Genomic DNA, 25,020 nt, shown 5'->3' on the forward strand with positions numbered 1-25,020 from the left:
CGCCACTACGGAACTCACTGGGCCAGTCCTCCCACCGGGTCGGGCAGACCCACCTCGTTCATCGTGTCGATCACCGACGGGGTGATGACGTCGAGCACCGGGCCCGGGAAGAACCCGAGCACCAGGATCAGCACGATCAGCGGCGTCAGCACGGCGATCTCACGCCGGCCGAGGTCGGGGAAGCCCGACGAGCCGCCGGCGCGGGAGGCCTCGACGGTCGGGTCGAGCATGGTGCCCGGCCCGCTCGTGGAGACCGCCGACAGCACCGCGGCGCCGCGCACCGGGCCCTGCATGACCTGCTGGTAGACCCACAGCACGTACAGCGCGGCGAAGATGATGCCGACCGTGGCCAGGATCGTGAAGACGGGCTGGCGCGGGTAGGAGCCGACGAGCACCAGGAACTCGCTGACGAACGAGTTGGTGCCCGGCAGCGCCAGCGACGACAGACCCGCGATGAGGAACGACCCGGCCAGCAGCGGCGCGAGCTTGTGCACGCCGCCGTAGTCGCCGATCAGGCGCGAGCCGCCGCGCGCGATCAGCAGGCCGACGACGATGAACAGCATGCCGGTGGAGATGCCGTGGTTGACCATGTAGAGCGTGGCGCCGGCGAACGCCTGGCTGGAGAAGGAGAAGATCCCCAGCGCGATGAAGCCGAAGTGCGCGATCGAGGTGTAGGCCACGAAGCGCTTCATGTCGGTCTGGCCGACGGCGAGCAGCGCGCCGTAGAGGACGCCGATCACCGCGAGCGTCAGCACCAGCGGCGCGAGGCGCTGGCTGGCCAGCGGGAACAGCGGCAGGCAGTAGCGCAGGAAGCCGAACGTGCCGACCTTGTCGAGCACGCCGACCAGCAGCACGCCCGCCCCGACCGGGGCCTCGGCACCGGCGTCGGGCAGCCACGTGTGGAACGGCACCAGCGGGGCCTTGATCGCGAAGGCGACGAAGAACCCGAGGAACAGCAGGATCTGCGTGCCCTCGTCGACGCCCGCGGCCATCCGCTGCAGCTCGACCCAGGTGAAGGTGCCCTGCCCGAGCTCCTCGCCGGAGACGACGAACAGCCCGATCACCGACGCGAGCATGATCAGCCCGCCGAGCAGCGAGTACAGGAAGAACTTCACGGCCGCGTACTGGCGGCGCGGGCCGCCGAAGCGCCCGATCATGAAGTACATCGGCACGAGCATGGCCTCGAAGAACACGTAGAACAGGAAGACGTCGGTGGCCGCGAAGACGCCGACGAGCAGGCTCTGCGTGGACAGCAGCAGCGCGTAGAGGCCCGAGGCGGAGCGCCCCTCGGGGAGTCGCTCCTCCCACGAGAACAGCATGACGATCGGCACGAGCACGGCGATCAGCGCGAGCATGACGAGCGCGATGCCGTCGATGCCCAGCGCGAACGACGTGCCGAACGCGGGGATCCACGGCACCGAGAGCTCGAGGGCGAACCGGCTCTCCGAGCGCGCACCGAGGTAGGCGAACCAGACCACGACGGTCAGGGCCAGCGAGGCGAGGGCGAAGCCGACGGCGACGAGCTTGGCCAGGCGCTGGTTGGCCCCCAGCGCGGCGACGACGGCCGACCCCGCGAGCGGGAGCAGCAGCAGGGCGAGCAGCAGCGTTCCGGAGTCCATCAGACGAACCTCACCGCGAGCAGGGCCGCGACCACGAGGACCGTGCCGCCGAGCATGGACAGGGCGTAGGACCGGACGAACCCGGTCTGCAGCCTTCTGAGCCGTCCCGAGCTGCCGCCGAGCAGGGCGGCGGTGCCGTTGACGACCCCGTCGACGCCCCGGTTGTCGACGAACACCAGCGCCCGGGTGAGCCAGGTGCCGGGCCGGGCGATGACGGCCTCGTTGATCGCGTTCGCGTAGAGGTCGCGGCGCGCGGCGCGCACCGGCAGCGAGACGCGCTCGGGGCGCTCCACCGGCGTCCGCCGGTTGGTGGCGACGGCGATCAGCACGCCGACCAGCGAGATCCCGACGACCAGGAACGGGGTGAGGCTGTGCGGCACCGCGTTGGCCTCGCGCTCGACGAGCTCGCCGACCGAGGGCGCGAGCCACGCCGTGAGCACCTCGTCCTGGTGCAGCAGGAAGCCCGCACCGACCGAGCCGAAGGCCAGCACGATCATCGGCACCGTCATCGACAGCGGCGACTCGTGCGGGTGGTAGTCCTGCCCGTCGGCCGACGTGAGGTCCTTCCAGCGCTTCTCGCCGAAGAACGTCATGAGCATCAGGCGGGTCATGTAGAACGCGGTGAGCCCGGCGGCCAGCAGCGCGGCGCCGCCGAACACGTAGCCCTGCCAGCCCGGCTGGTCGAACGCCGCGGCGATGATCTCGTCCTTGGAGTAGTACCCCGACAGGAACGGGAAGCCGATCAGCGCGAGGTAGCCCAGGCCGAACGTCACGAAGGTGACCGGCATGTAGCGGGCGAGCCCGCCGTAGCGGCGCATGTCGACGTCGTCGTGCATCGCGTGCATCACCGAGCCCGCCCCGAGGAACAGACCGGCCTTGAAGAAGCCGTGGGTGAGCAGGTGGAAGATGCCCAGCGCGTACCCGGCCGGGCCGAGCCCGACGGCCAGGATCATGTAGCCGATCTGGCTGACCGTGGAGTAGGCGAGCACCTTCTTGATGTCGTCGTAGGCGCAGCCGATGATCGCGCCGATCAGCAGCGTGACGACCCCGACCAGCGTGACGACCAGCCGCCCGGTCTCCGACAGGTTGTAGACCGGCGAGGCGCGGGCGATGAGGTAGACGCCCGCGGTGACCATCGTCGCCGCGTGGATCAGGGCGGAGACCGGGGTCGGGCCCTCCATCGCGTCCGGCAGCCAGGACTGCAGCGGGAACTGGCCCGACTTACCGCAGGCGCCCAGCAGCAGCAGGATCGTGACGGCGACGATCGCGGCCGGGTCGGCCTGGTCGATCGTCGCGAAGACCTCGGTGTACTGGACCGTGCCCAGCTGGGTCCACAGGATGAAGATGGCGACGGCCAGGCCGACGTCACCCACGCGGTTCATGAGGAACGCCTTCTTGGCGGCCGTGGCCGCGGACGGGCGGTCCTGGTAGAAGCCGATCAGCAGGTAGGACGCCAGGCCGACGCCCTCCCAGCCCAGGTAGAGCATCACGAAGTTGTCGCCCAGGACGAGCAGCAGCATCGCGGCGACGAACAGGTTGAGCTGCGCGAAGAACCGGCGGCGGCCGGGGTCGTGGCTCATGTAGCCGATCGAGTAGATGTGGATCAGCGACCCGACACCGGTGATCAGCAGGACGAACGTCAGCGACAGCGGGTCGAGCCGCAGCCCGAAGTCGATGTCCAGACCGGCGACGGAGAACCAGTCGTACAGCGACAGCTCGCGCGTGCGCTCCTCGGCCGGCAGGGCGACCGTCTCCAGGAAGACCGCCAGCCCCACGCCGAACGACGCCAGGACGGCGGCCACGCCGAGCCAGTGGCCCCATGCGTCGGCACGGCGGCCGGCGACGAACAGCAGCAGCGCCCCGACCGCGGGCAGCACGAACAGCAACCAGGCCAGCGACGCGACGCCGGTGGCGGTGCCGACCTCGGGCAACTCCGTCACGGGGTCACCTCGGGGTGGTGAGCAGGGCTGAGCACGGGGAGCTCCTAGGTCAGTACTTCAGCAGGTTGGCGTCGTCGACCGACGCCGTCCGGCGGGTGCGGAAGATCGAGGTGATGATCGCGAGGCCGACCACGACCTCGGCGGCGGCGACGACCATGACGAAGAACGCCATGACCTGGCCGTCCAGGTCGCCGTTGATGCGCGAGAACGTCACGAGCGTCAGGTTCACCGCGTTGAGCATCAGCTCGATGCACATGAAGACGACGATCGCGTTGCGGCGCACCAGCACGCCCACCGCGCCGATGCTGAACAGCAGCGCGGAGAGCAGCAGGTAGTAGGTGGGGGTCACGACGTCGTCGTCCCGTCCGTCGAGGAGCGGCCGGTCAGCGAGCGCGCGTCGGGGAGCACGTCGTCGACCGGGGCCACCGGGGTGGCGTCGATGATCGCGGAGATCGACTCGGGGGCGATCGAACCGTCGGGCAGCAGTGCGGGGACCGCCACCGAGTTGGCCGTGGCGAACACTCCGGGGCCGGGCAGCGGGGAGATGCGGTCGTGCTCGCCGCGCAGGCGGGCCTGCACGGTGGCGCGCTGGCCTCGCTTGTCGTGCGAGGCGGACTGCGCGAACGCCAGCACCATCGCCCCGAGTGCCGCGGTGATGAGCAGCGCCGAGGTGAGCTCGAAGGCGAACAGGTACTCGGTGAAGATCAGCTGGCCGAGGCCCGCGATGTTGTTGCCCGAGCCCGCGCCGCCCGCGGCCAGCCCGGCGGACTGCACCGAGACCAGCGACGGGCCGATGCCCGCGACGAGCAGCAGCGCCAGCCCGACGCCGAGCACGAGGCCCGCGACGCGCTGGCCGCGGAGCACCTCGACCACGGAGTCGGAGCTGTCGCGCCCGACGAGCATGAGCACGAACAGGAACAGCATCATCACGGCGCCGGTGTAGACGATGATCTGCACGAACCCGAGGAACGGGGCCTGCTGGACCATGTAGAGCACGGCCAGGCAGAACATCGTGAGCACCAGGAACAGCGCCGAGTGGACCGCGTTGCGGGCGAAGATCATGCCCAGCGCCCCGGCCAGGGCGATCGGCCCGAGGATCCAGAAGACGATCGCCTCCCCGGTGGTGACGGAGTCGACGGCCGCCAGCGCGAGAGGGCTCACGTGACCTGCTCCCCGACCGGGTCGGAGAGCAGATCCATCTTCGCGAGGGTCGGGCCCAGCACGTAGTAGTCCTGCTCGTGGTCACCCAGGCGCATCGGGTGCGGCGGCTGCTCCATACCCGGGAGCAGCGGCGCGAGCAGCTGCTCCTTGGTGTAGATCAGGTTCTGCCGGTCGTCGTCGGCCATCTCGTAGAAGTTGGTCATCGTGAGCGACCGCGTGGGGCAGGCCTCGATGCACAGGCCGCAGCCGATGCAGCGCAGGTAGTTGATCTGGTAGATGGCGCCGTAGCGCTCACCCGGGGAGAAGCGCTGCTCCTCGGTGTTGTCCCCGCCCTCGACGTAGATCGCGTCGGCCGGGCAGGCCCAGGCGCACAGCTCGCAGCCCACGCACTTCTCCAGCCCGTCCGGGTGCCGGTTGAGCTGGTGGCGGCCGTGGTACCGCGGCGCCGCGGGCGGGAAGTTCTCGGGGTACTCCTCGGTGACGACTCGTCTGAACATCGTCGAGAAGGTGACGCCGAATCCCTTGAAGAACTCAAACATTCTCGGACTCCTTCCCTGTGGGGAGGGCGGGCTCGCGGGCGGCCGTCCGCGCCCGCAGCTTGTGGCGCGACGGGGTGGGCACGGCGAGGTCGAGCGGGGGCACCGGGTAGTCCGACGCCACTTCGACGACCGGCTCGGGCTGCGCGCGGTCGGGCACCAGGAAGGCGACCAGCAGCACGACGGCCAGGACGATGCCGATGACGAACAGCAGCGCGGTGAGGTCGCCGCCCTCGCTGTTGCGCCAGGTGCGGATCGCGAAGATCGTCAGGATCCAGAGCAGGCTGCCGGGGACCAGGACCTTCCAGCCCAGGCGCATGAACTGGTCGTAGCGCAGGCGGGGCAGCGTGCCGCGCAGCCAGATGAACAGGAACAGGAAGATCATCGTCTTCAGCAGGAAGGCGACGAACTGCAGCCAGCCGTTGGCGTTGAGGAACGAGAGCGGCCAGGGCCACATCCCGCCGCCGAGGAACAGCGTGGTGGCCATCGCCGAGACGGTGACCATGTTGACGTACTCGGCCAGGAAGAACAGCGCGAACTTCAGCGACGAGTACTCGGTGTGGAAGCCGCCGACCAGCTCCGACTCGGCCTCGGGGAGGTCGAACGGGGCGCGGTTGGTCTCGCCCACCATCGCGATGACGAACACCACGAAGCTCGGGATCAGCAGCCAGCCGAACCAGCCGCTCGCCTGCGCCCCGACGATGTCGGCGGTGCTCATCGAGCCGGCGTAGAGGATGACCGCGACGATCGAGAGGCCGAGCGCGATCTCGTAGGAGATGACCTGCGCGGCCGAGCGGAGCGCCGCGAGCAGCGGGTAGGGCGAGCCGGAGGACCAGCCGCCGAGCACGATGCCGTAGACGCCGATCGAGGAGCAGGCCAGCACGACCAGCACGCCGACCGGGAGGTCGACGAGCTGCAGCACGGTCGGCTCGCCGAAGATCGAGACCTCGCCGCCGAAGGGGATCACCGAGAACGCGACGAAGGCCGGGATGGTGGCGATGATCGGCGCGATGAAGTACACCGGCTTGTCGGCCATCACCGGCATGATGTCCTCCTTGAACGCGAGCTTGAGCCCGTCGGCCAAGGACTGGAGCCATCCGCCCGGTCCGGTGCGGTTGGGGCCGGGACGCTGCTGCATCCGCCCCACCACCTTGCGCTCGGCGTTGATCATGATCAGCGTCAGCAGGACGCCGATCGCGAACAGCACCACGACCTTCAGCAGGATCAGCCAGATCGGGTCGTCGGCCAGCAGCTGCTGCGTGCGGGTCAGGCCCTCGACCGGCTCCGGCTCCTGGGCCAGGTAGGTCGTGATCACGCGGTCACCTCCACGAGGTCGCCGTGGCCGGCGCCGAGCAGCGCGCGCACCCGGGAGTCACCGGAGTTGCCCGGCAGCCAGACGACGCCGTCGGGCAGGTCGGTCAGCGCCACCGGCAGCGTGATCATGCCGCGGGTGGTGCGGACGGTCGCCGGGGCGCCCTCGGTGAGCCCGAGGCGGTCCGCGGTGGCCGCGTTGACCCGCACCAGCGCCGGGCGCGCCGTGCCGGCCAGCGCCGGCTCGTCGACCGCGAGGCTGGAGCCGTCGATCAGCGCGCGCCAGGTGGCCAGGACGGCCTGCCCGGGAGCGGTGGGGCGCCGGGGCTCCCCCGGTGCCGTCGCGGGCGCGGCGGGCGCGGCTCCGGTACGGGCACCGAGGCGGGCCATCTCGCCCGCGGCCGCGGCCGGGGTCTGGGTGAACAGGTCGGCGTCCATCTCGACGGCCAGCGTGTCGAGCACGCGGCAGTCGGGGAGCACGCCGGACGCGTCGAGCGCCGGGTCGAAGCCGCGGACCCGGCCCTCCCAGTTGACGTAGCTGCCGGCGCGGTGCGCGTCGGGGGCCACGGGGAGGACGACGTCGGCGAGCTCGGTGACCGCGGAGACGTGCATCTCCAGGCTCACCAGGAACCCGACCTCGCGCAGCCCGGTGATCGCGGCGGCGGGGTCGGCCAGGTCGTAGGGGTCGAGCCCGCCGACGACCAGCGCGGCGAGCTCGCCGTCGGCGGCCGCGGCGAGGATCTCGGCGGTGCCGCGGCCGGGGAGCGACGGTAGCGAACCGGACGGGAGGGCCCAGGCCGCCTCGACCTCCGCGCGCGCGGTGGCGTCGCCGACCGGGCGGCCGCCCGGCAGCAGCGTGGGGACCGCGCCGGCCTCCAGCGCACCGCGTTCACCGGCGCGGCGCGGCACCCAGCCGACGACGGCGCCGGTGCGGGCGGCCAGCGCCGAGACCGCGGAGTACAGGCCGGGCACCTCGGCGGCGCGCTCGCCGACGAGGATCACGCCGCCACCCCGCAGGGCCTCGATCACGGCGTCGGGCAGCTCGCCCAGCACCGCGGCCTCGGCCCCGGGCACGGCCGGGATCAGGTTGTCCTTGGCCGCGGGCGACGCCGCGCCGGTCTCGCGCGAGGTGCGCTCGACGGCGGGGGTCGTCCACTGCCCGAGGTGGAACACCTGCTGCCCGTGCTTGCGGGCGGCCTTGCGCAGGCGCAGGAAGACGACGGGCGCCTCCTCCTCCGGCTCCAGGGCCACGCAGAGCACCGCGGGCGCGGCCTCGAGACGGGTGTAGCTCAGCACCTCGGGGCCCTGCCCGACGACGTGCGCGGCGAGGAACTCCAGCTCCTCGGCCGAGTGCGGGCGGGCCCGGAAGTCGACGTCGTTGGTGCCGGCGGCGACGCGGGCGAACTTGCCGTAGGCGTAGGCGTCCTCGACGGTGAGCCGGCCGCCGGCCAGCACGCCGATGCCACCGGCCTTCGCCTCGGCCAGGCCGCGGGCGGCGACGGCGAGCGCCTCGGTCCACGACGTCTCGGCCAGGACGCCGTCGGCGCCGCGGACCATCGGGCGCGTGATGCGCCCGGCGGAGGACAGGTAGCGGAACGCGAAGCGGCTCTTGTCGTCGATCCACTCCTCGTTGACCTCGGGGTCGTTGCCCGACAGGCGCCGCAGGACGGTGCCGCGTCGGGTGTCGATGCGCAGCGCCGCACCGCTGGAGGAGTGCTCGTCGACGCCCATCGTGGAGACGAGGTCGAACGGGCGGGACCGGAAGCGGTACGCCGCGCTGGTGAGCGCGCCGACCGGGCAGATCTGGATGGTGTTGCCCGAGAAGTAGCTCTGGAACGGCTTGTCCTCCGCCACGCCGACCTGCTGGTTGGCACCGCGCTCGAGCAGGTCGATGAACGGGTCGCCGGCGATCTCCTCGGAGAACCGGGTGCAGCGCTGGCAGAGCACGCAGCGCTCGCGGTCGAGCAGCACCTGCGTGGAGATCGGGAGCGGCTTGGGGAACGTCCGCTTCGTCTCGACGAACCGCGACTCGGTGCGCCCGCTCGTCATCGCCTGGTTCTGCAGGGGGCACTCGCCGCCCTTGTCGCAGATCGGGCAGTCGAGCGGGTGGTTGATGAGCAACAGCTCCATGACCCCGGCCTGGGCCTTCTCGGCCACCGGGGAGGTGTGCTGGGTCTTGACGACCATGCCGTCGGCCACGGTCATCGTGCAGCTGGCCTGCGGCTTGGGCATCGGGCGCCCGCCCATCTCCACCTCGACCAGGCACTGGCGACAGGCGCCGGCCGGGTCGAGCAGGGGGTGGTCGCAGAAGCGCGGGACGATGATCCCGAGGCGCTCGCAGGTGCGGATGAGCAGCTCGCCCTGGGGGGCGTCGACGACGTGGCCGTCGATGGTGAGCCGCACGTACCCGTCGGGGACGGGGGCGGTGTCCTTCTCCGGGGCGATCGTCATGCCATGGCTCCAGCGGGCTCGGGCTCGGCCTGCGCGGCGGGCTGCGCCGCGCACAGGTCCAGGAACTCCTGGCGGAAGTACTTGATGGCGCTGGTGATCGGGCTCGTCGCGCCGTCACCGAGTGCGCAGAAGGACCGGCCGAGGATGTTGTCGCAGATATCGAGCATCGTCTCGACGTCGGCGGCGGTGCCGTGGCCCTCCACCATCCGCTCCAGGATCTGCACGAGCCAGTAGGTGCCCTCGCGGCACGGGGTGCACTTGCCGCAGGACTCGTGCTTGTAGAACTCGGTCCACTTCATGACCGCCCACGGCACGGACACGGTCTCGTTGAAGACCTGCACCGCGGTGGTGCCGAGCATGGAGCCCGCGGCCGCCGCGCCCTCGAAGTCGAGGGGGACGTCGAGGTGCTCCGCGGTGAACAGCGGGGTGGACGAGCCGCCGGGCGTCCAGAACTTCAGCGGGACGCCGTCCTTCATGCCGCCCGCGAGCTCGAGGAGCTGACGCAGCGTGATGCCCAGCGGGGCCTCGTACTGGCCGGGGCGCTCGACGTGGCCGGACACCGAGTAGATCTTCGGGCCGGGGCTCTTCTCGGTGCCCATCGACCGGAACCACTCCGCGCCGCCCTGCACGATGGCGGGAACCGAGGCGATGGTCTCGACGTTGTTCACCACGGTGGGCGAGGCGTAGAGACCGGAGGTGGCGGGGAACGGGGGCTTGAGGCGGGGCTGGCCGCGCCGGCCCTCCAGCGAGTCGAGGAGCGCCGTCTCCTCGCCGCAGATGTACGCGCCGGCGCCGGCGTGCACGACGATGTCGAGGTCGAAACCCGACCCGAGGATGTCCTTACCGAGGTAACCCTTGGCGTAGGCCTCGTTCACGGCGTTGCGCACACGGCGGATCGGGTGCAGCGCCTCGCCGCGGATGTAGATCGCGCAGAAGTTCGCGCGGATCGCGAAGCTCGTGATGACGCAACCCTCGATGAGCGAGTGCGGGTCGGCCATCATCGTCGGGATGTCCTTGCAGGTGCCCGGCTCGCCCTCGTCGGCGTTGATCACGAGGTACTTGGGCTTCGCGCCGGGGCCGGTCGGGCCCTGCGGGATGAAGCCCCACTTCATGCCGGTGGGGAAGCCCGCGCCGCCGCGGCCGCGCAGGCCGGAGTCCTTGACGAGCTGGATCAGCTGGTCGGGGTGGGCGGTCAGCGCGGTGCGCAGGGCCTGGTAGCCCTCCAGCTGCTCGTAGGTCTCCAGCGACCACGAGCGCGGCGACTGCCAGCGTCTGGTGAGCACCGGCGTCAGCATGTCCGTCATGACTTCTTCTCCGGCAGGCTCGGGAAGGCGGGCGGGGAGTCCGGCATCGACGGGGCGCTCCAGCCCCGGTCGGTGGCCAGCCGGGCCCCGCGCATGGTCTCGACGGCGCTCGAGGCGCCCTCGACGGTGTGCTCCAGGTCGGTGAAGACCCCGGCCAGCTCCAGCTCCACGGAGCGGAAGTCGGTGATCGGGGCGCCGCGGGTGGGTTGGGGCTTCTCCCCGCGCGCCAGTGCGTCGACCAGCTCCTCGGCGGAGGAGACGGTCTGGTTGTCGAAGAACTCGTAGTTGACCTGCAGCACCGGTGCGAGGTCGCAGGCCGCGAGGCACTCGGCGTGCTCGAGGGTGATGGAGCCGGTGGTGCCGGGCTCCCCCGCGGTCTCCTCGTGGCCGATCCCGAGCTTGGCCTTCAGGCGGGCGTAGATGTCGTCGCCGCCGAGCACCGCGCACAGCGTGTTGGTGCAGACGCTGACCAGGTGCTCGCCGCACGGCGTGCGCTTGTACATCGTGTAGAACGTGGCGACCGCGGAGACCTCGGCGGTGCTGAGCTCCAGCGCGTCGGCGCAGTAGCGGATGCCGTCCTGGCTCACGTGGCCCTCGACCGACTGCACGAGGTGCAGCAGCGGGAGCAGCGCCGACCGCGACTGCGGGTACTGCGCGATGATCTCCTCGGTGCGCTGCCGCGTGAGGTCGTCGAACCGCGGGCTCACCGGCGACTGCGGCGCCGGGGCGTCCCAGACGACCTCGTCGGGAGCGGCCACCGGGCCGTTCGTCTCCGGGTTGGGGGTGGTCATCGGTCCACGCCTCCCATGACGGGGTCGATCGACGCGACGGCCGCGATGACGTCGGCGACCATGCCGCCCTCGCTCATCGCCGGCATCGTCTGCAGGTTCACGAAGCTGGGCTCGCGCACGTGGACGCGGACGGGGCGGGTGCCGCCGTCGGAGACGAGGTGGAAGCCCAGCTCGCCGCGCGGCGACTCGACGGCCGTGTAGACCTGCCCGGCCGGGACGTGGAAGCCCTCGGTGACGAGCTTGAAGTGGTGGATCAGCGACTCCATCGACTGGCCCATGATCTTGCGGACGTGCTCGAGGGTGTTGCCCATGCCGTCGGAGCCGACCGAGAGCTGCGCGGGCCAGGCGACCTTGCGGTCCTCGACCATGACCGGGCCGGGCTCCATCTTCGCCACGGCCTGCTCGACGATCTTGAGCGACTCGTGCATCTCGGCGACACGCAGCCGGTAGCGCGCGTAGCAGTCGGCCTCGGTGAGCACCGGGACCTCGAAGTCGTACTCCTCGTAGCCGCAGTACGGCTCGACCTTGCGCAGGTCCCACGGCAGGCCGGCCGACCGCAGGATCGGGCCGGTGGCGCCGAGCGCGAGGCAGCCGTCGAGCGGGAGGTAGCCGACGTTCTCCAGCCGCTGGCGCCAGATCGGCTGGCCGGTGAGCAGCTTGTCGTAGTCCGGGAGCCGCGTCCGCATGAGCGCGACGAACTCGGTGACCTTCTCCTCCCAGCCGTCCGGGAAGTCCTGCGCCAGGCCGCCGGGGCGGACGTAGGCGTGGTTCATGCGCAGGCCGGTGAGGAACTCCAGCAGGTGCAGGACCTCCTCGCGCTCGCGGAACCCGGCCGTCATGCCGGTGAGCGCGCCGAGCTCCATGCCGCCGGTGGCCAGGCACACGAGGTGCGAGCCGATCCGGTTGAGCTCCATGAGCAGCACACGGGCCTGCTGGGCGCGGCGGGGCGCCTCGATGCCGAGCAGCTTCTCGACGCCCAGGCAGTAGCCGACCTCGTTGAAGATGGGCGCCAGGTAGTCCATGCGCGTCACGAACGTGACGCCCTGGGTCCAGGTGCGGTACTCGCAGTTCTTCTCGATGCCGGTGTGCAGGTACCCGATCACCGAGCGGGCCTGCTGGACGGTCTCGCCCTCCAGCTCCAGCACCAGCCGCAGCACGCCGTGCGTCGACGGGTGCTGCGGACCCATGTTGATGACGATGCGGTCGTCGTGGTCCTCGTCGAGCAGGGTGTCCCAGTCGCCACCGGTGACGGTGTAGACGGGCCCCTCGGTCGTGATCCGCTCGTCGGCGGGCGTGGGCGTGGTCACGAGTAGGACCGCCTCTCATCCGGGGGCGGGATCTCCGCGCCCTTGTACTCCACGGGGATCCCGCCGAGCGGGTAGTCCTTGCGCTGGGGGTGCCCCTCCCAGTCGTCCGGCATGAGGATCCGGGTCAGCGCGGGGTGGCCCTCGAAGACCACGCCGAACATGTCCCAGCACTCGCGCTCGTGCCAGTCGGCCGTCGGGTAGACCTCGACGACGCTGGTGACCCTCGGGTCCTCGACGTCGAGCGCGACCTCCAGGCGGATCCGGCGCCGGTAGGTCATCGACGTGAGGTGGTAGGCGACGTGCAGCCGCTGCGGGACGCCCTCGCCGTAGTCGACGCCGGAGACCGAGCTGCACAGCTCGAAGCGCAGGCCCTCGTCGTCGCGCAGGGTGCGGCAGATGTCGAGGACCCGCTCGGGCCGCACGTAGAACGTGATCTCGCCGCGGTCGATCGTGATCTGCTGGACGGAGTCGCGGGGGACGTCGCGCTCGGCGAGCGCCTCCGCGAGGTCGTCGGCGAACTCGTCGAACCAGCCGCCGAAGGGCCGCTCGGCCGGAGCCGGCGCGTAGCCGGGCAGGCGCAGGCCACCGAAGCCGGACGTGTCGCCCGACCCCGTGACGCCGAACATCCCCTGCCGCTCGCGCGAGGCCGGGGCCGCGGTGCGCGTGCCGCCCTCGGGGGTGGCGCCGGTGCCGGAGACCTCGGCGCCCTCGACGTCGGCGGGGGCCTGCTCCTCCTCGCCCGCCGTCGGTGCCGTGCCGCCCGCGGCGCGCTGGGCCTGGGCGTCGGGCCCGCTCGCCTCGGCGGAGGACTGCTCGCCGCCTGTGGGCTCGGCGTCGTCCTTGGAGGTACCGGTGGTGTCGTCGGCCATGCTCACTCGCCTCCCGCGGACACGGTGGGAGCGGTGGGAGCGGCCGACTTCCTCGCCTTCGGCGCGTACTTCACCGACGACGGGACCATCTCCGTCCTGTGGCCGCTCTCGGCGAGCTCCGCGGCGCGCTTGGCACCCAGCGGCTCGTCCATGATCTTGGCGTGGATCTTGAGGATCGCGTCCATGAGCATCTCCGGGCGCGGCGGGCAGCCCGGGAGGTACATGTCGACGGGGACGACGTGGTCGACGCCCTGCACGATGGCGTAGTTGTTGAACATGCCGCCGGAGCTCGCGCACACGCCCATCGCCAGCACCCACCGGGGCTCGGGCATCTGGTCGTAGATCTGGCGCAGGACCGGGGCCATCTTGTTGCTGACGCGGCCCGCGACGATCATCAGGTCGGCCTGGCGCGGCGAGGCGCGGAAGACCTCCATGCCGAAGCGCGCGAGGTCGTAGCGCGGGGCGCCCGTCGTCATCATCTCGATCGCGCAGCACGCCAACCCGAAGGTGGCGGGCCACAGCGAGGACTTCCGGGTCCAGTTGACCAGCTTCTCGACGCTGGTCAGCAGGACGCCGCTGGGGAGGTTCTCTTCGAGACCCATGTCAGTTCCAATCCAGGCCGCCGCGGCGCCACACGTAGACGTAGGCGAACCCGACGGTGACGATGAACAGCACGATCTCCACCAACCCGAACAGCCCGAGCATGTCTGCGCTCACGGCGAACGGGTAGAGGAAGACCATCTCGATGTCGAACAGGATGAACAACATCGCGGTGAGGTAGTACGCGACCGGCATGCGGCCACCGCCGACGACCGGCTGCGGCGACGGCTCGATGCCGCACTCGTAGGCGTCGAGCTTGGCGCGGTTGTACCGCCGCGGGCCGATGTAGGGCGCGGACACCACCGAGAACAGCGCGAACGCACCGGCCAGGGCGAACATCAGCACCAGCGGGAGATAAGGATCGAGCATCCTGCGCAGTCCTCGCCGTCGACGGATCTGGATTCCGGGCGACCCTAGGTCGCTGCAGCACGCCCGACGTCAGTCAGGTGAGCCTTACTCGCACGCACGCGGGCCTGGTCGCCGCCGTGGTCGCCGAATCCGACGGCCGCTGCGTGTGGTGGTCCGCATGCGGTCCTGCGACTCCTTGTGAAGGATTTCACGAAGTCGGGGTGAGTCTAGACATCTCCCGACGCGGGCGCGCGCCCGGTTCGTGCCGTCATCCAACGGCGACCCGGCGCCACCGCCCGTCGAGCAGGGCGGGGTCGTGCGACACGAGCAGCACGGTGCGCGGATCGGCGGCCAGCCGGTCGAGCAGCCGGACGGCCAGCGGCGCGTCGAGGTGCGCGGTCGGCTCGTCCGGCAGCAGGACCGGTGACGGCGCGAGCAGGGCGCGGGCCAGCGCGAGGCGCGAGCGCTCCCCGGCAGACAGGCGCTCACCCGCCTCGCCGACCCAGCCGTCGAGCCCCGTGCGGTCGAGCAGCGCGTCGAGCCCCAGCTCGCGCAGGGCGGCGTCGAGCTCGGCGTCGGTGGCGCCGTCGCGGGCCACGCGCAGGTTCGCCGCGAGGGTGCCGCCCAGGACCTGCGGGGTCTGCGGCGCCCAGGCGCAGGCCGCTCGGACGTCGGCCAGGGCGAGCTCGCGCAGGTCGGTCCCGCCGAGGGTCACCCGGCCGGCGTCCGGGTCGCGCACCCGCAGCGCGAGCGCGAGCACCGTGCTCTTGCCCGCGCCGCTCGGGCCGGTGAGCGCGACCTTCTCGCCCTCGGCAACGGTGAGGTGCAGGTCGTTGACGGCGTCGCGGACCGCACCGGGGTAGCGCAGCGAGACGCCCTCGAAGCGCAGGTCCGACCGCGCGGGCCGGGGGCGGGGCGCCGCCGGGTCGGTGACCGCGGGCCGCCGCGCGTCGAGGGCGCGCACCCGGCCGGCCGCCGCGCGGACCCCGTCGGCGGCGGCCCACGCGGCGCCGAGCCCGCCGACCGCCTCGAACGCGCCGAGCACCCCGAGGGCCGCCGCGGCCAGCAGCACCGGTGACGTCGAGCCGGTGGCGACGTCCCACCCCACCAGCCACAGCGCCGCGACGACCCCGAGCGCGGGCACCCCCTCGCGCAGCGCGGTCGTGACGGCCGTGACCCGCGCGGCGGCCCGCTCGGCCCGCTCCTGGCGGTCGAGGTGCGCGTCGAGGGCGCGCAGCGCGCCCGCGCCGCCGTCGCCGCTCACGTGGTCGGCGAGGCCGCGGACCAGGTCGAGCGCGTCGCTGCCGAAGGCCGCGTCGGCCTGCGCCGCCTCGACGGCGGGGCGGCGACCCGCCGCCCGCGACCACGCGGGCACCCCGGCGCCGAGGACCAGCAGCAGCACGGCGAGGACGAGCGCCAGGGGCGGCGACACCAGCGCCGTGAGTCCGACGGCGGTGGTCCCGGCGAGCACGGCGACCAGGGCGGGCCCGACGAGCCGGACGACCACCCCCTGCAGCTCGTCGACGTCGGTGCGGATGCGGGCGAGCAGGGCGCCGCCGCGGGCGCCGGTGAGCGCGGCGGGGGCGAGCGGGACGAGGCGCTCCAGCAGTCCGGCGCGCAGCCGCGCGACCAGCCGCAGCGTGAGGTCGTGGGACACGAGCCGCTCGGCGTAGCGCAGCGCCGCACGGGCCACGCTGAACAGGCGGACCGCGGTGATCAGCGGCAGGAGCACGAACAGGGTCTCGGGCCGCCGGGCCGCGCCGCTGATCAGCGCACCGGACGTCGCGAGCAGCGCCGCGCCGCTCAGCACCGTCAGGGTGCCGAGGACGACCGCCGCGGCCAGCCGTCCCGGCGCCACCAGCCGCAGCAGCGCCGTCACCGGACCGGCTCCCGCACCCGGCCGCCGACGAGCTCGACCACCCGGTCGTGCAGGGCGAGTGGGGCGCTGCGGTGGGTCACCGTCAGCACGGTGCGTCCGGCGGCGAGGTCGTCGAGCGCGGCCAGCACGGCGGCCTCGGTTCCGGGGTCGAGCTGCGAGGTCGGTTCGTCGAGGACGATCACCGCCGCGTCCTTGACGAACGCGCGGGCGAGCGCGATGCGCAGCCGCTCGCCGCCCGAGAGCCGGGCGGCGTCCTCGCCGAGCGGTGTGTCGGCGCCGCGGGGCAGGGCGGCGACGAACCCGTCGGCGTCCGCGCGCCGCAGCGCCTCGGCGACCTCGGCGTCGGTGGCGCCGGCCCGGCCGACCCGCACGTTGTCGGCCACCGTCCCGGGCAGCAGCCACGGCCGCTCGGGCACGTAGGCGACGCGGGCGCGCCACGCGTCCGGGTCGAGCGCGGTGAGCGGCACGCCGTCGACGAGCACCTCCCCCGCGTCGGGCGCGGTGAGCCCGAGCAGGAGCCGGGCGACGCTGGACTTCCCCGCCCCGCTGGGGCCGACCAGCGCCGTGCGGGAGCCGGGCGGCAGGTCCAGGTCGAGGCCGTCGAGGCCCGCGCGGCGCAGCACGATCCCGCGCAGCGCCACGTGCGGCACGCCCGGGCCGACGGTCCCCGTGCCCCGCGCCGGCTCCGGCGCGTCCAGCAGCGCGACGACCCGCTCGGCGGCGGGCCGGCCCTCCAGCGCGGCGTGGTGGTCGGCGCCCAGCGCGCGCAGCGGCGCGAAGAACTCCGGCGTGAGCAGCAGGACCAGCAGCGCGACCTCGAAGCCGAGGGCGCCCCCGAAGACCCGCACCCCCACCGTGACGGCCACGAGCGCGGTGCACAGCGCCGCCCCGAACTCCAGCACGAACCCCGAGAGGAACGCGGTGCGCAGCACCCGCATCGTGGCGGCGCGGTAGTTCTCCCCCACCTCGGTCAGCCACCGGCCCGCGCTCCGGGCCCGCCCGAAGGCGACGAGCGTGGGCAGCACCCGCAGCGTGTCGACGAGCAGGGCGCCGAGCCGGCCGAGGGTCTCCCACTGCGCCTGCGACGACCGTTGCGCCCGCGTGCCGACCAGCCACAGGAACACCCCGACGAGCGGCCCGCCCACCAGCAGCAGCAGCCCGCTCGGCGGGTCGGTCACGAGGACGACGGCGGCCAGCAGCGGTGGCACGACGGCCGCGGTGACCGCCCCCGGCACGGCCCGGGCCACGAGGGCGTCGAGCATGGCGACGCCCCCGGTGAGGGTCGTGACCAGCTCCCCCGCGCGCTCGTCGGTCACCGCGTCCGGCCCGCGGCGCAGCAGCCCGCGCACCAGGTCGGCGCGCACCTGCCGGCGCACCCGCGACGAGGCCCGCGCGGCGAGCCGGTCGCGCGCGGCCACCAGCCCGGCCCGGGCGAGCCACGCGGCGAGCGCGCCGAGCAGCGGCGCGAGGTGGTCGGCGGGCGCGCCGCCTGCGACCACCCCCGCGACGACGGCCGCGACGAGCGACCACTGGACGACCAGCAGCACCGCGGTCGTGACGGCGAGCAGCGCGCAGGCCGGGACGAGCCGGCGGACCGCGGGCAGGCACAGCAGGCGGCGCATCAGTAGCCCGCGGCGAGGCTGCCCTCGTCGGGGCGGATCCGCTCGCGGAACACGTAGTAGTTCCAGGCCTGGTAGCCGATGATCAGCGGCAGGAAGATCGCCCCGACGACCGTCATCAGCACCAGCGTGTAGTGCTGGCTCGCCGATCCCGCCAGGGTGAGGCTCGCGGCGGGGTCGAGCGTGGAGGGGAGCACGATCCCGCGCGTGAACAGGGCGAGGAACACCGTGACGGTCGAGAACACGATCGTCAGCCCGCTCATCACGAACGCGAGGGCGTCGCGGCGCCGGACCAGCGCGAACCAGATGGTCGCCAGCGTCGCCGCGGCCGCGAGCGGGAACACCCAGGGCAGCACGCCGAAGCTCGCGAACAGTCCCTCGGTCACGTAACCCATCACGACGAACGCCAGGATCGCGACGGTCGCGAGCGCGCCGGAGCGCAGCGCCGCGGTGCGGGCGCGGGCGTGCAGGTCGGTGTCGACGTGCAGACGCAGCAGCAGGAAGTTCGCGCCGTGCAGCACGAACAGCAGCAGCGTGGCCGCGCCCCCGACCAGGGAGAACGAGGTGAACAGGTCGCCGATACCGCCGATCACCTCGACGTCGGCGGTGAGCGGGAGCCCCTCGATGATCTTAGCGAGGATCACGCCCCAGAGGAACGACGGGATCGCGCTGCCGGCGAAGGACAGCCAGTCCCACACGTCGCGCCAGCGCTGCTGGTCGACCTGGTTGCGGTACTCGAACGACACCCCGCGCAGCAGCAGCGACAGCAGGATCAGCACGAACAGCGGGTACATGCCGCTGAACAGCGCGCCGTACCAGATCGGGAACGTCGAGAACATGATCCCGGCCGCGGCGAGCACCCACACCTCGTTGCCGTCCCAGAACGGGCCGATCGTGCCGGTCAGGGCGCGTTCCTCGGCCTCGGTGCGGGCCAGCACCGGGCGGAGCATGTCGACGCCGAAGTCGAAGCCCTCGAGGAAGAAGTACAGGACGAACGTGGCGGCGAGCAGCCAGAACCACAGGTCCGCGAGGTTCACCGGTCCTCCTTGCCGTAATGCTGCGGCGAGGTCCAGTCGGGGGCCGGGGCCGAGGCCATCTCCGCGGCCGGACGGCGGTGCACGCCGGCGCGGGCGGTGGTCGTCAGCAGGAAGATGTCGAGGCCGATCAGCGCCAGGTACACCACCCACAGCCCGACCAGCCCGGCGAGCACCTCGCCCGTGGTGTTCGCGCTGACCCCCTCGTCCACGGTGAGCAGGCCGTAGACCATGAACGGCTGGCGCCCCATCTCCGTGGTGATCCAGCCGGTGAAGTTCGCGATCCACGGCAGCGGCACCAGGTACACCAGGGATCGCAGGTACCAGCGGGAGTCCAGCCGGCCCCGCCACCACAGGAACAGGCCGGTGAACGCGGCCAGCAGCAGCAGCGACCCGATCCCCACCATGATCCGGAACGACCAGTAGACCCAGGTGACGGGCGGGATGTACTCACCCGGGCCGTACATCTCCTTGTAGCGCTCGTTGAGCCCGATCATGCCCTCGTAGCCGGCGTCGAGGTTGTTCTCGGCGAGGATCGAGCCGACGTAGGGGACCTCGACGCTCACGTCGTTGCGACGCTCCGCCTCGTTGATGTCGGCGACCAGCGACCACGGCGCGGGCGCGGGCGCGTCCTCCCACTGGGCCTCCATGGCGGCGAACTTCATCGGCTGGTCGTCGCGCGCGTACTGCGCCGCGCTGTGCCCGCTCGCCGCGGAGAACACGGTGCCGATCGCGGCGAACACCAGCGCGATGCGCAGCGCCGGCGAGAACACCTCGACGTCGCGGCGGCGCAGCAGGTGGAACGCGCTGATGGCCAGCACGAAGAATGCGGCCACCGTCCACGCGCTGCCCTGCACGTGGGCGAAGTACAGCCAGGCCTTGTAGTTGAACACCACCTCGCTGAAGCTGGTGAGCACCGCCTGCCCGCCGACCACCTCGTAGCCGACGGGGTGGTGCATCCAGGCGTTGGCCAGCACGATCCAGAACGCGCTGACCTGTGTGCCGATGGCGACGAGCCAGATGCTGCCCAGGCGCATCCACGGCTTCAGCCGGTCCTTGCCGAACCACCACAGCCCGATGAACGTGCTCTCCAGGAAGAACGCCATGAGCACCTCGAGCGCCAGCGGGACGCCGAAGATGTTGCCGACGAAGTAGGAGAAGTCGCTCCAGTTCATGCCGAACTGGAACTCCTGCACGATCCCCGTCACGACGCCGACCGCGAAGTTGATGAGGAACAGGTGCCCGAAGAAGTTCGTCATCCGGTCGTAGGTGTCGGCCCTGCCGCGCTTGCGGTGCAGGTAGGCGAAGGTCTCCATCACCGCGATGAGGAACGCCAGGCCGACCGTCAGCGAGACGAAGAAGAAGTGGAAGATGCTGGTCGTCGCGAACTGGAACCGGGACAGGTCCACCACGGTCGCCGTCATCACGACGGGCGGGTGCCCCCTCCACCCCCGCCCAACCGCCCGGAGCGGCGCTAGTAGGTGCGGCGCGCCCGGTGCAGGGCGACGGCGCCGAACGTCAGGTCGCGCCAGCCCACCTCGCCCCAGCCCGCCCGCGCGATGCGGGCGGCGAGCTCGGGTTGCGGGGACCAGTCGCGGATCGACTCACCGAGGTACCGGTAGGCCGCGGCGTTGCTCGACACCCGCGAGGCGACCGCGGGCAGCACCGTCTCCAGGCCCGCGTAGTAGACGGCCCGGAAGGGCGCCCAGGTGGGCCGGCTGAACTCGCACACGACGAGCCGGCCGCCGGGGCGGGTGACGCGGGCGAGCTCGCGCAGGGCGAGGTCGGTGTCGGCGACGTTGCGCAGCCCGAACGAGATCGTCACGGCGTCGAAGGAGGCGTCGGCGAACGGGAGGTGCAGCGCGTCGGCGGCGACCTTGGGGACCGCGCGGCCGGCGCCGGCGCGCAGCATCCCGAGGGAGAAGTCGGCGGCGACACACCACGCGCCCGACCGCTCGAGCTCGACCGTCGACACGGCGGTGCCCGCGGCGAGGTCGAGCACCTTCTCGCCGGGGCGCAGGCCGAGCGCCTGGCGGGTGAGGCGGCGCCAGCGGCGGTCCTGGCCGGCGCTCAGGACCGTGTTCGTCAGGTCGTAGCGCTGCGCCACGCCGTCGAACATCGTGGCGACGTCGCGGGGGTCCTTGTCGAGGTCGGCGCGGGTCACGGTGCCGACGCTACCCGCGGCGGGCCGGGCCGCACGTCGGCCGGTGGTGCCGGTCGCGCCACGGCGTGGCGCAGCAGCACCGCCCAGTGCCCGAGCAGCACCGCGCAGTAGAGCGAGAGCGGAAGCGCAGGGGCCGTGCCGTCGTCGCCGTACCAGAGCGCGGGCCACTCCTGGCCCAGCAGCGCCAGCGCGAGCAGCGGCGCCGCGGCCGCTCGCGATCGGGCCAGCACGACGAGCACGCCCGGGGCGAGGACGACGAGGTAGGTGTTCCAGGTGACCGGCGACGCCACGAGCGCGGCCGCGGCCACCGCCCACAGCGCGTCCGGGCCGCAGCGGCGCACGAGCCACAGCGTGCCGGCAACGACCGCGACCGCCAGCACCGTGCCGACGACCAGCCCGCCCGGCACCTCGACGAGCGGGCGCCCCCAACCGGTGTCGCTCGTGAGCCGCACGAGGGTGGCGGGCAGGGAGGCGTTGTCGAAGAAGGTCTGCACGGGGTGGTCGAGCACGAGCCGCAGCCACGTGACGCTCGCCGCCGGGCCGCAGACGACGGCCCCGACCAGCGTGCCCGCCGCGGCCGTGCCGAAGGCCGCGACGGCGGTGCGCGGGGCCCGGCGCAGCACCGGGAGCAGCAGGAGCGGGGCGAGCGAGGGCTTGAGCGCCACGGCGAGCCCGATCCCGGCGCCCTCCCAGGCGGCGTGCCCGCGCCGCGCGGCCAGCCAGGCCCCGGTGAGCGCGACGGCGAGGAACGCGTAGATCTGCCCGAGCCCGACCGTGGCCAGCAGCGGCGCGCCGAGCAGGACCGCGGCCACGGCGAGCCCGGTGTCGACGGGCCGCAGCTCCACCTCGCGCGCGACGGCGAGCAGGCACGCGAGCACCAGCGCCACCGTGACGAGCCCGAACAGCCGGTAGCCCGGCTGGGCGTCGAACAGCGCGACCGGCGTCATCACCACCGTCATCAGCGGCGGGTTGAGGTTGGGCAGGGCGGCGTCGGTGGCGTAGATGTCGGTGCCGTCGAGCAGGGCGAGCACCGAGGCGCGGAACGTCGCGAAGTCGGAGTGGTACTCCGGGTCCTCGACGAGGATGCGCGAGAGGTTGAAGCTGCCGCGCTCGGCGAAGATCCAGCTCTGCGTCCCGACGGCGAGCAGCACGAGCAGCGCGGACACCCCGCGTCGCCACATGCCGACCTCCCGCCGTCGGCGGCTGACGCTAGCGGGCGGGGCCGGGAAGCTCCCGCAGCACCTCGTCGACGCCGTCGAGGTACTCGACGCGCACGCGCTCGGCGATCGCGTCCCACTCGTCGGCGGGGACGCTCAGCTGCCCGTCGCCCGCCCCGAAGGCGCCCGTCCCGTGCAGGTTGACCCAGCGGTGGTCGTACTCGTGCGGGGTGGCGCGGTCCCACGCGACGGCGCGCTCGGCGAGCGGGCGCAGCCGCGACGGCTCGGCGAACACCCACCGGTTCACCGGCGGGCCGAAGCGGCCGGTGAGGATCGCCGCGGCGCCCTCGACGGTGGGGTCGGCGCAGCGGGTGATGTCGAAGCGGGTGCGCAGCTGGGCGGCGTAGAACCGCCAGGCGCCCTCCTCGCGGTCGGTCGCGAACACCGCCTCCGACACCGCGTGCAGCACGGGCGGGGCGAAGCGGGAGGGCATGTGCAGGACCGTCCGCACGGCGTCGTCGCGGCGCAGCGGGTCGGCGCCGGTGAGCGCGGCCAGCGCGGAGCGCAGCACGCGCACGTCGATCGCGGCGTGCTCACCGGCGGGGGTGACGGGGATCGGGTGTCCGAGCGGTGCGGCCATGCGCCGATCCTCACGGCCGGGCGGGGCCCGGGCATCCGTGCGGCTACGGAGTCGGTGCGAGCTCGGGATCAGGCCGCCGCGCGCAGCGCCGCCGGCACGCCGAGCACGTCCGCGTAGTGCGCGAGCAGTTCGTCGCCGACGTTCGACCATGTCCGGCGCAGCACCGAGCGGCGGGCCGCCGCGCCGAACCGGCGGCGCAGGACGTCGTCGGTGACCAGGACCTCGACGGCGGCGCGCAGCCGCTCGTCGGCGGCCACGGAGGCGGGGTCGGCCGCGTCGGCGCCGTCGGGCCGGGGCGGCACGAGGTAGCCGGTGCGGCCGGGCAGGACGAGGTCGCGGGGCCCGCCCGCGTCGGGCGCCACCACCGGCAGGCCGGACGCCAGCGCCTCCTGCACGGCCTGGCAGAACGTCTCCGACGGGCCGGTGTGCACGAACACGTCGAGCGAGGCGTAGGTGCGGGCGAGGTCGTCGCCGTCGCGGAAGCCGAGGAAGGCCGCGCCGGGCAGCGCGGCCCGCAGCCGCTCCTCGCCGGGCCCCGCGCCGACGACGACGAGCCGCGTTCCGGGCAGGCCGTCGAGCGCGGCGAGGCGCTCCACCTGCTTCTCCGGCGCGAGGCGTCCGACGTAGCCGACGAGCAGCTCGCCGCGGGGTGCGAGCTCCGCGCGCAGGGCGTCGTCGCGCCGGGACGGGGTGAACCGCCGGGTGTCGACGCCGCGGGCCCACTGGTGCACCCGCGGCACGCCCCGCGCGCGCAGCGCCTCGGTGGCCCAGCTCGACGGGGCGAGCGTGCGGTCGGCCAGTCCGTGCAGCCGGCAGGTCCAGCGCCACGCGGCCCGCGCGGTGAGCCCGAGGCCGTAGGAGGAGGCGAAGCCGGCGACGTCGGTCTGGTAGACCGCGACGGTCGGGATCCCGAGCCGCCGCGCGGCGTGCAGCCCCCGGTACCCGACGACGAACGGCGCCGCGAGGTGCACGACGTCGGGCCGGAACTCGCGCAACGCGGTCAGGACGCGGCGGCTGGGCACTCCCACCGGCATCGAGGTGACGACGGGCAGGTCCAGCGACGGCACCCGGACGACCGGGACGCCGCGGTACTCGGCCGGCCCCTCGCCGGGGGCGATCACGAGCACGTCGTGCCCGGCCGCGGTGAGGTGCTCGACCACCCGCAGCACCGAGTTGGTGACGCCGTTGACGACGGGCAGGAAGCACTCGGACACGATGGCGACACGCACCGGGGGAACCTCCCGCACGCGCGGGCCACGCCGCCGTCGCCGGGCTGTCCGCCGGCCGAACTCACGGACAACACACCGTGCCGGGGCCCTGGCCACACGGTCGGCCCGGTGAAGGACAGTTGTCCCGGTGATGGGCGACACGTCATCCGCGCGTTCCACCCCCGACACCGGCCGCCGCGACCCTCGGGCCCCATGAGCCTCCGGCACGAGACGCGCCTCCCCCCGCCCGCGGAGCCGGCGCTGCTCTCCCGCGCGCTGGAGGTGGCGGGCCGCCTGGCCAACGACGCCGCCGAGGTGATCACCGCGACCGCCGGGCGCGACCGCCTCACCGACACCGTGAAGGCCCACCCCTTCGACTGGGTGACCGACACCGACCGCACGCTGGAGCGCCACACCCGCCGCGTGCTCGCCGCGGAGTTCCCGCACGTGCCGGTGCTGGGCGAGGAGTACGGCGCCGACGACGGGGTGCACGCGGCCCCGCTGCGCTGGGTCGTCGACCCGGTGGACGGCACGGCCAACTACGTCGCCGGGTTCCCGTGGTGCGCCTACAGCCTGGCCCTGGTCGACGCGCACGGGCCGGTCGTCGGCGTGATCGCCGACCCGAGCCGCGCCCAGATCTACGCCGCCGCCCGCGGCCGCGGGGTGCGCGCCAACGGCGTGCCGGTGCGGATCACGCCGCGCCCGGTCGTCGGCGGGCTGGTGTGCGCGGAGCTGTCACTGGAGCGCGGCCCGGGCTTCACCGCCCGCGCCTCCGAGGCCCACACCGGGGTGCGGGTGCTCGGGTCGGCCGCGCTGGCGATCACGCAGGTCGCGCTGGGGCACGCCGTCGCCGCGGTGCTCGACCGCTACCAGGAGTGGGACGTCGCCGGGGCGCTGTGCCTGGCGGCCGAGGCCGGCGCGCTCGTCGTCGACGCCCGGGGCAACCCCGACCCGCTGCCGACCGGGGACCTCGTCGTCGCCGTCCCCGGCGCGCTCGACGCCGTCCTGTCGTGGTGGCACGCGGCCTGAGCGCCGCCTAGGGTCGGGCCATCGCCACCACCACCTCGGGCCGCGACGCCGCG

General features: G+C 73.1%; 22 protein-coding genes. 1 reads left to right on the forward strand and 21 read right to left on the reverse strand.

Annotation, left to right across the window (positions count from 1 at the left end; all coding sequences use genetic code 11):
• Nucleotides 1–14: 14 nt before the first annotated feature.
• The 21 genes from I4I82_RS10505 to I4I82_RS10605 all read right to left on the reverse strand — a co-directional run bounded on the left by I4I82_RS10505 (nucleotide 15) and on the right by I4I82_RS10605 (nucleotide 23,959).
• Nucleotides 15–1,619 (reverse strand): NADH-quinone oxidoreductase subunit M, encoded by a 1,605-nt coding sequence (locus I4I82_RS10505; protein ID WP_218590433.1) that lies wholly within the window; start codon nucleotides 1,617–1,619, stop codon nucleotides 15–17.
• Nucleotides 1,619–3,550 (reverse strand): NADH-quinone oxidoreductase subunit L, encoded by a 1,932-nt coding sequence (nuoL, locus tag I4I82_RS10510; RefSeq protein WP_218590440.1) that lies wholly within the window; start codon nucleotides 3,548–3,550, stop codon nucleotides 1,619–1,621. The genes I4I82_RS10505 and nuoL overlap by 1 nt, the downstream gene beginning before the upstream one ends.
• 58 nt (nucleotides 3,551–3,608) lie before the next feature.
• Complete coding sequence (gene nuoK, locus I4I82_RS10515) at nucleotides 3,609–3,908, reverse strand: NADH-quinone oxidoreductase subunit NuoK (RefSeq protein WP_172157570.1); 300 nt, start codon at nucleotides 3,906–3,908, stop codon at nucleotides 3,609–3,611.
• Entirely contained in the window at nucleotides 3,905–4,720 is an 816-nt protein-coding gene (locus I4I82_RS10520; RefSeq protein WP_218590434.1) for an NADH-quinone oxidoreductase subunit J, read from the reverse strand. Before I4I82_RS10520 ends, nuoK begins: the two co-directional genes overlap by 4 nt.
• Nucleotides 4,717–5,259 (reverse strand): NADH-quinone oxidoreductase subunit NuoI, encoded by a 543-nt coding sequence (gene nuoI / locus I4I82_RS10525; RefSeq protein WP_218590435.1) that lies wholly within the window; start codon nucleotides 5,257–5,259, stop codon nucleotides 4,717–4,719. The genes I4I82_RS10520 and nuoI overlap by 4 nt, the downstream gene beginning before the upstream one ends.
• On the reverse strand, nucleotides 5,252–6,526 hold the full coding sequence (gene nuoH / locus I4I82_RS10530) for an NADH-quinone oxidoreductase subunit NuoH (protein WP_218590441.1): 1,275 nt from the start codon (nucleotides 6,524–6,526) through the stop codon (nucleotides 5,252–5,254). The genes nuoI and nuoH overlap by 8 nt, the downstream gene beginning before the upstream one ends.
• A gap of 41 nt (nucleotides 6,527–6,567) precedes the next feature.
• Nucleotides 6,568–9,018, reverse strand: a complete 2,451-nt coding sequence (locus I4I82_RS10535) for an NADH-quinone oxidoreductase subunit G (RefSeq protein WP_218590436.1) — start codon at nucleotides 9,016–9,018, stop codon at nucleotides 6,568–6,570.
• Nucleotides 9,015–10,322, reverse strand: coding sequence for an NADH-quinone oxidoreductase subunit NuoF (gene nuoF, locus I4I82_RS10540; RefSeq protein WP_218595658.1), 1,308 nt, complete (start codon nucleotides 10,320–10,322; stop codon nucleotides 9,015–9,017). The genes I4I82_RS10535 and nuoF overlap by 4 nt, the downstream gene beginning before the upstream one ends.
• On the reverse strand, nucleotides 10,319–11,113 hold the full coding sequence (nuoE, locus tag I4I82_RS10545; protein ID WP_218592797.1) for an NADH-quinone oxidoreductase subunit NuoE: 795 nt from the start codon (nucleotides 11,111–11,113) through the stop codon (nucleotides 10,319–10,321). Before nuoE ends, nuoF begins: the two co-directional genes overlap by 4 nt.
• The gene (locus I4I82_RS10550; RefSeq protein ID WP_218592798.1) at nucleotides 11,110–12,420 is read right to left on the reverse strand and encodes an NADH-quinone oxidoreductase subunit D; all 1,311 of its coding nucleotides are present in this window, start codon (nucleotides 12,418–12,420) and stop codon (nucleotides 11,110–11,112) included. Before I4I82_RS10550 ends, nuoE begins: the two co-directional genes overlap by 4 nt.
• Complete coding sequence (locus tag I4I82_RS10555; protein ID WP_218592799.1) at nucleotides 12,417–13,289, reverse strand: NADH-quinone oxidoreductase subunit C; 873 nt, start codon at nucleotides 13,287–13,289, stop codon at nucleotides 12,417–12,419. Before I4I82_RS10555 ends, I4I82_RS10550 begins: the two co-directional genes overlap by 4 nt.
• Before the next feature lie 2 nt (nucleotides 13,290–13,291).
• Complete coding sequence (locus I4I82_RS10560) at nucleotides 13,292–13,891, reverse strand: NuoB/complex I 20 kDa subunit family protein (protein WP_218592800.1); 600 nt, start codon at nucleotides 13,889–13,891, stop codon at nucleotides 13,292–13,294.
• 1 nt (nucleotide 13,892) lies between these two features.
• Nucleotides 13,893–14,258, reverse strand: a complete 366-nt coding sequence (locus tag I4I82_RS10565; protein WP_218592801.1) for an NADH-quinone oxidoreductase subunit A — start codon at nucleotides 14,256–14,258, stop codon at nucleotides 13,893–13,895.
• 247 nt (nucleotides 14,259–14,505) lie between these two features.
• Nucleotides 14,506–16,116, reverse strand: coding sequence for a thiol reductant ABC exporter subunit CydC (cydC, locus tag I4I82_RS10570; protein ID WP_218592802.1), 1,611 nt, complete (start codon nucleotides 16,114–16,116; stop codon nucleotides 14,506–14,508).
• The gene (cydD, locus tag I4I82_RS10575) at nucleotides 16,113–17,738 is read right to left on the reverse strand and encodes a thiol reductant ABC exporter subunit CydD (RefSeq protein ID WP_218592803.1); all 1,626 of its coding nucleotides are present in this window, start codon (nucleotides 17,736–17,738) and stop codon (nucleotides 16,113–16,115) included. Before cydD ends, cydC begins: the two co-directional genes overlap by 4 nt.
• Nucleotides 17,738–18,772: a cytochrome d ubiquinol oxidase subunit II gene (gene cydB / locus I4I82_RS10580; protein WP_218592804.1), complete on the reverse strand. Its 1,035-nt coding sequence runs from the start codon at nucleotides 18,770–18,772 to the stop codon at nucleotides 17,738–17,740. Before cydB ends, cydD begins: the two co-directional genes overlap by 1 nt.
• Complete coding sequence (locus I4I82_RS10585; RefSeq protein ID WP_225921358.1) at nucleotides 18,769–20,193, reverse strand: cytochrome ubiquinol oxidase subunit I; 1,425 nt, start codon at nucleotides 20,191–20,193, stop codon at nucleotides 18,769–18,771. Before I4I82_RS10585 ends, cydB begins: the two co-directional genes overlap by 4 nt.
• Before the next feature lie 50 nt (nucleotides 20,194–20,243).
• Nucleotides 20,244–20,933, reverse strand: a complete 690-nt coding sequence (locus I4I82_RS10590) for a demethylmenaquinone methyltransferase (protein WP_218595660.1) — start codon at nucleotides 20,931–20,933, stop codon at nucleotides 20,244–20,246.
• Nucleotides 20,930–22,114, reverse strand: a complete 1,185-nt coding sequence (locus tag I4I82_RS10595; RefSeq protein WP_218591704.1) for a glycosyltransferase family 87 protein — start codon at nucleotides 22,112–22,114, stop codon at nucleotides 20,930–20,932. The genes I4I82_RS10590 and I4I82_RS10595 overlap by 4 nt, the downstream gene beginning before the upstream one ends.
• Nucleotides 22,115–22,142: 28 nt before the next feature.
• On the reverse strand, nucleotides 22,143–22,730 hold the full coding sequence (locus I4I82_RS10600) for a hypothetical protein (RefSeq protein ID WP_218591705.1): 588 nt from the start codon (nucleotides 22,728–22,730) through the stop codon (nucleotides 22,143–22,145).
• A gap of 68 nt (nucleotides 22,731–22,798) precedes the next feature.
• Complete coding sequence (locus tag I4I82_RS10605) at nucleotides 22,799–23,959, reverse strand: glycosyltransferase family 4 protein (protein ID WP_218591706.1); 1,161 nt, start codon at nucleotides 23,957–23,959, stop codon at nucleotides 22,799–22,801.
• Nucleotides 23,960–24,151: 192 nt separating this feature from the next.
• Between I4I82_RS10605 and I4I82_RS10610 the strand changes: the two genes are divergently transcribed.
• Nucleotides 24,152–24,967: an inositol monophosphatase family protein gene (locus I4I82_RS10610; protein ID WP_218591707.1), complete on the forward strand. Its 816-nt coding sequence runs from the start codon at nucleotides 24,152–24,154 to the stop codon at nucleotides 24,965–24,967.
• Nucleotides 24,968–25,020 lie beyond the last annotated feature (53 nt).

It is taken from the genome of Pseudonocardia oceani, from assembly GCF_019263585.2.
GTDB classification, from domain to species: Bacteria; Actinomycetota; Actinomycetes; order Mycobacteriales; family Pseudonocardiaceae; genus Pseudonocardia; species Pseudonocardia oceani.

Excerpts from the sequence above, each read along its gene's own strand:
- I4I82_RS10505 (WP_218590433.1), bottom strand. The coding sequence starts at position 1,619 with ATGGACTCCGGAACGCTGCTGCTCGCCCTGCTGCTGCTCCCGCTCGCG.
- nuoI (WP_218590435.1), bottom strand. The coding sequence starts at position 5,259 with ATGTTTGAGTTCTTCAAGGGATTCGGCGTCACCTTCTCGACGATGTTC.
- I4I82_RS10535 (WP_218590436.1), bottom strand. The coding sequence starts at position 9,018 with ATGACGATCGCCCCGGAGAAGGACACCGCCCCCGTCCCCGACGGGTAC.
- nuoF (WP_218595658.1), bottom strand. The coding sequence starts at position 10,322 with ATGACGGACATGCTGACGCCGGTGCTCACCAGACGCTGGCAGTCGCCG.
- nuoE (WP_218592797.1), bottom strand. The coding sequence starts at position 11,113 with ATGACCACCCCCAACCCGGAGACGAACGGCCCGGTGGCCGCTCCCGAC.
- I4I82_RS10555 (WP_218592799.1), bottom strand. The coding sequence starts at position 13,289 with ATGGCCGACGACACCACCGGTACCTCCAAGGACGACGCCGAGCCCACA.
- I4I82_RS10560 (WP_218592800.1), bottom strand. The coding sequence starts at position 13,891 with ATGGGTCTCGAAGAGAACCTCCCCAGCGGCGTCCTGCTGACCAGCGTC.
- I4I82_RS10565 (WP_218592801.1), bottom strand. The coding sequence starts at position 14,258 with ATGCTCGATCCTTATCTCCCGCTGGTGCTGATGTTCGCCCTGGCCGGT.
- cydD (WP_218592803.1), bottom strand. The coding sequence starts at position 17,738 with ATGCGCCGCCTGCTGTGCCTGCCCGCGGTCCGCCGGCTCGTCCCGGCC.
- I4I82_RS10585 (WP_225921358.1), bottom strand. The coding sequence starts at position 20,193 with ATGACGGCGACCGTGGTGGACCTGTCCCGGTTCCAGTTCGCGACGACC.
- I4I82_RS10595 (WP_218591704.1), bottom strand. The coding sequence starts at position 22,114 with ATGTGGCGACGCGGGGTGTCCGCGCTGCTCGTGCTGCTCGCCGTCGGG.
- I4I82_RS10600 (WP_218591705.1), bottom strand. The coding sequence starts at position 22,730 with ATGGCCGCACCGCTCGGACACCCGATCCCCGTCACCCCCGCCGGTGAG.
- I4I82_RS10610 (WP_218591707.1), top strand. The coding sequence starts at position 24,152 with ATGAGCCTCCGGCACGAGACGCGCCTCCCCCCGCCCGCGGAGCCGGCG.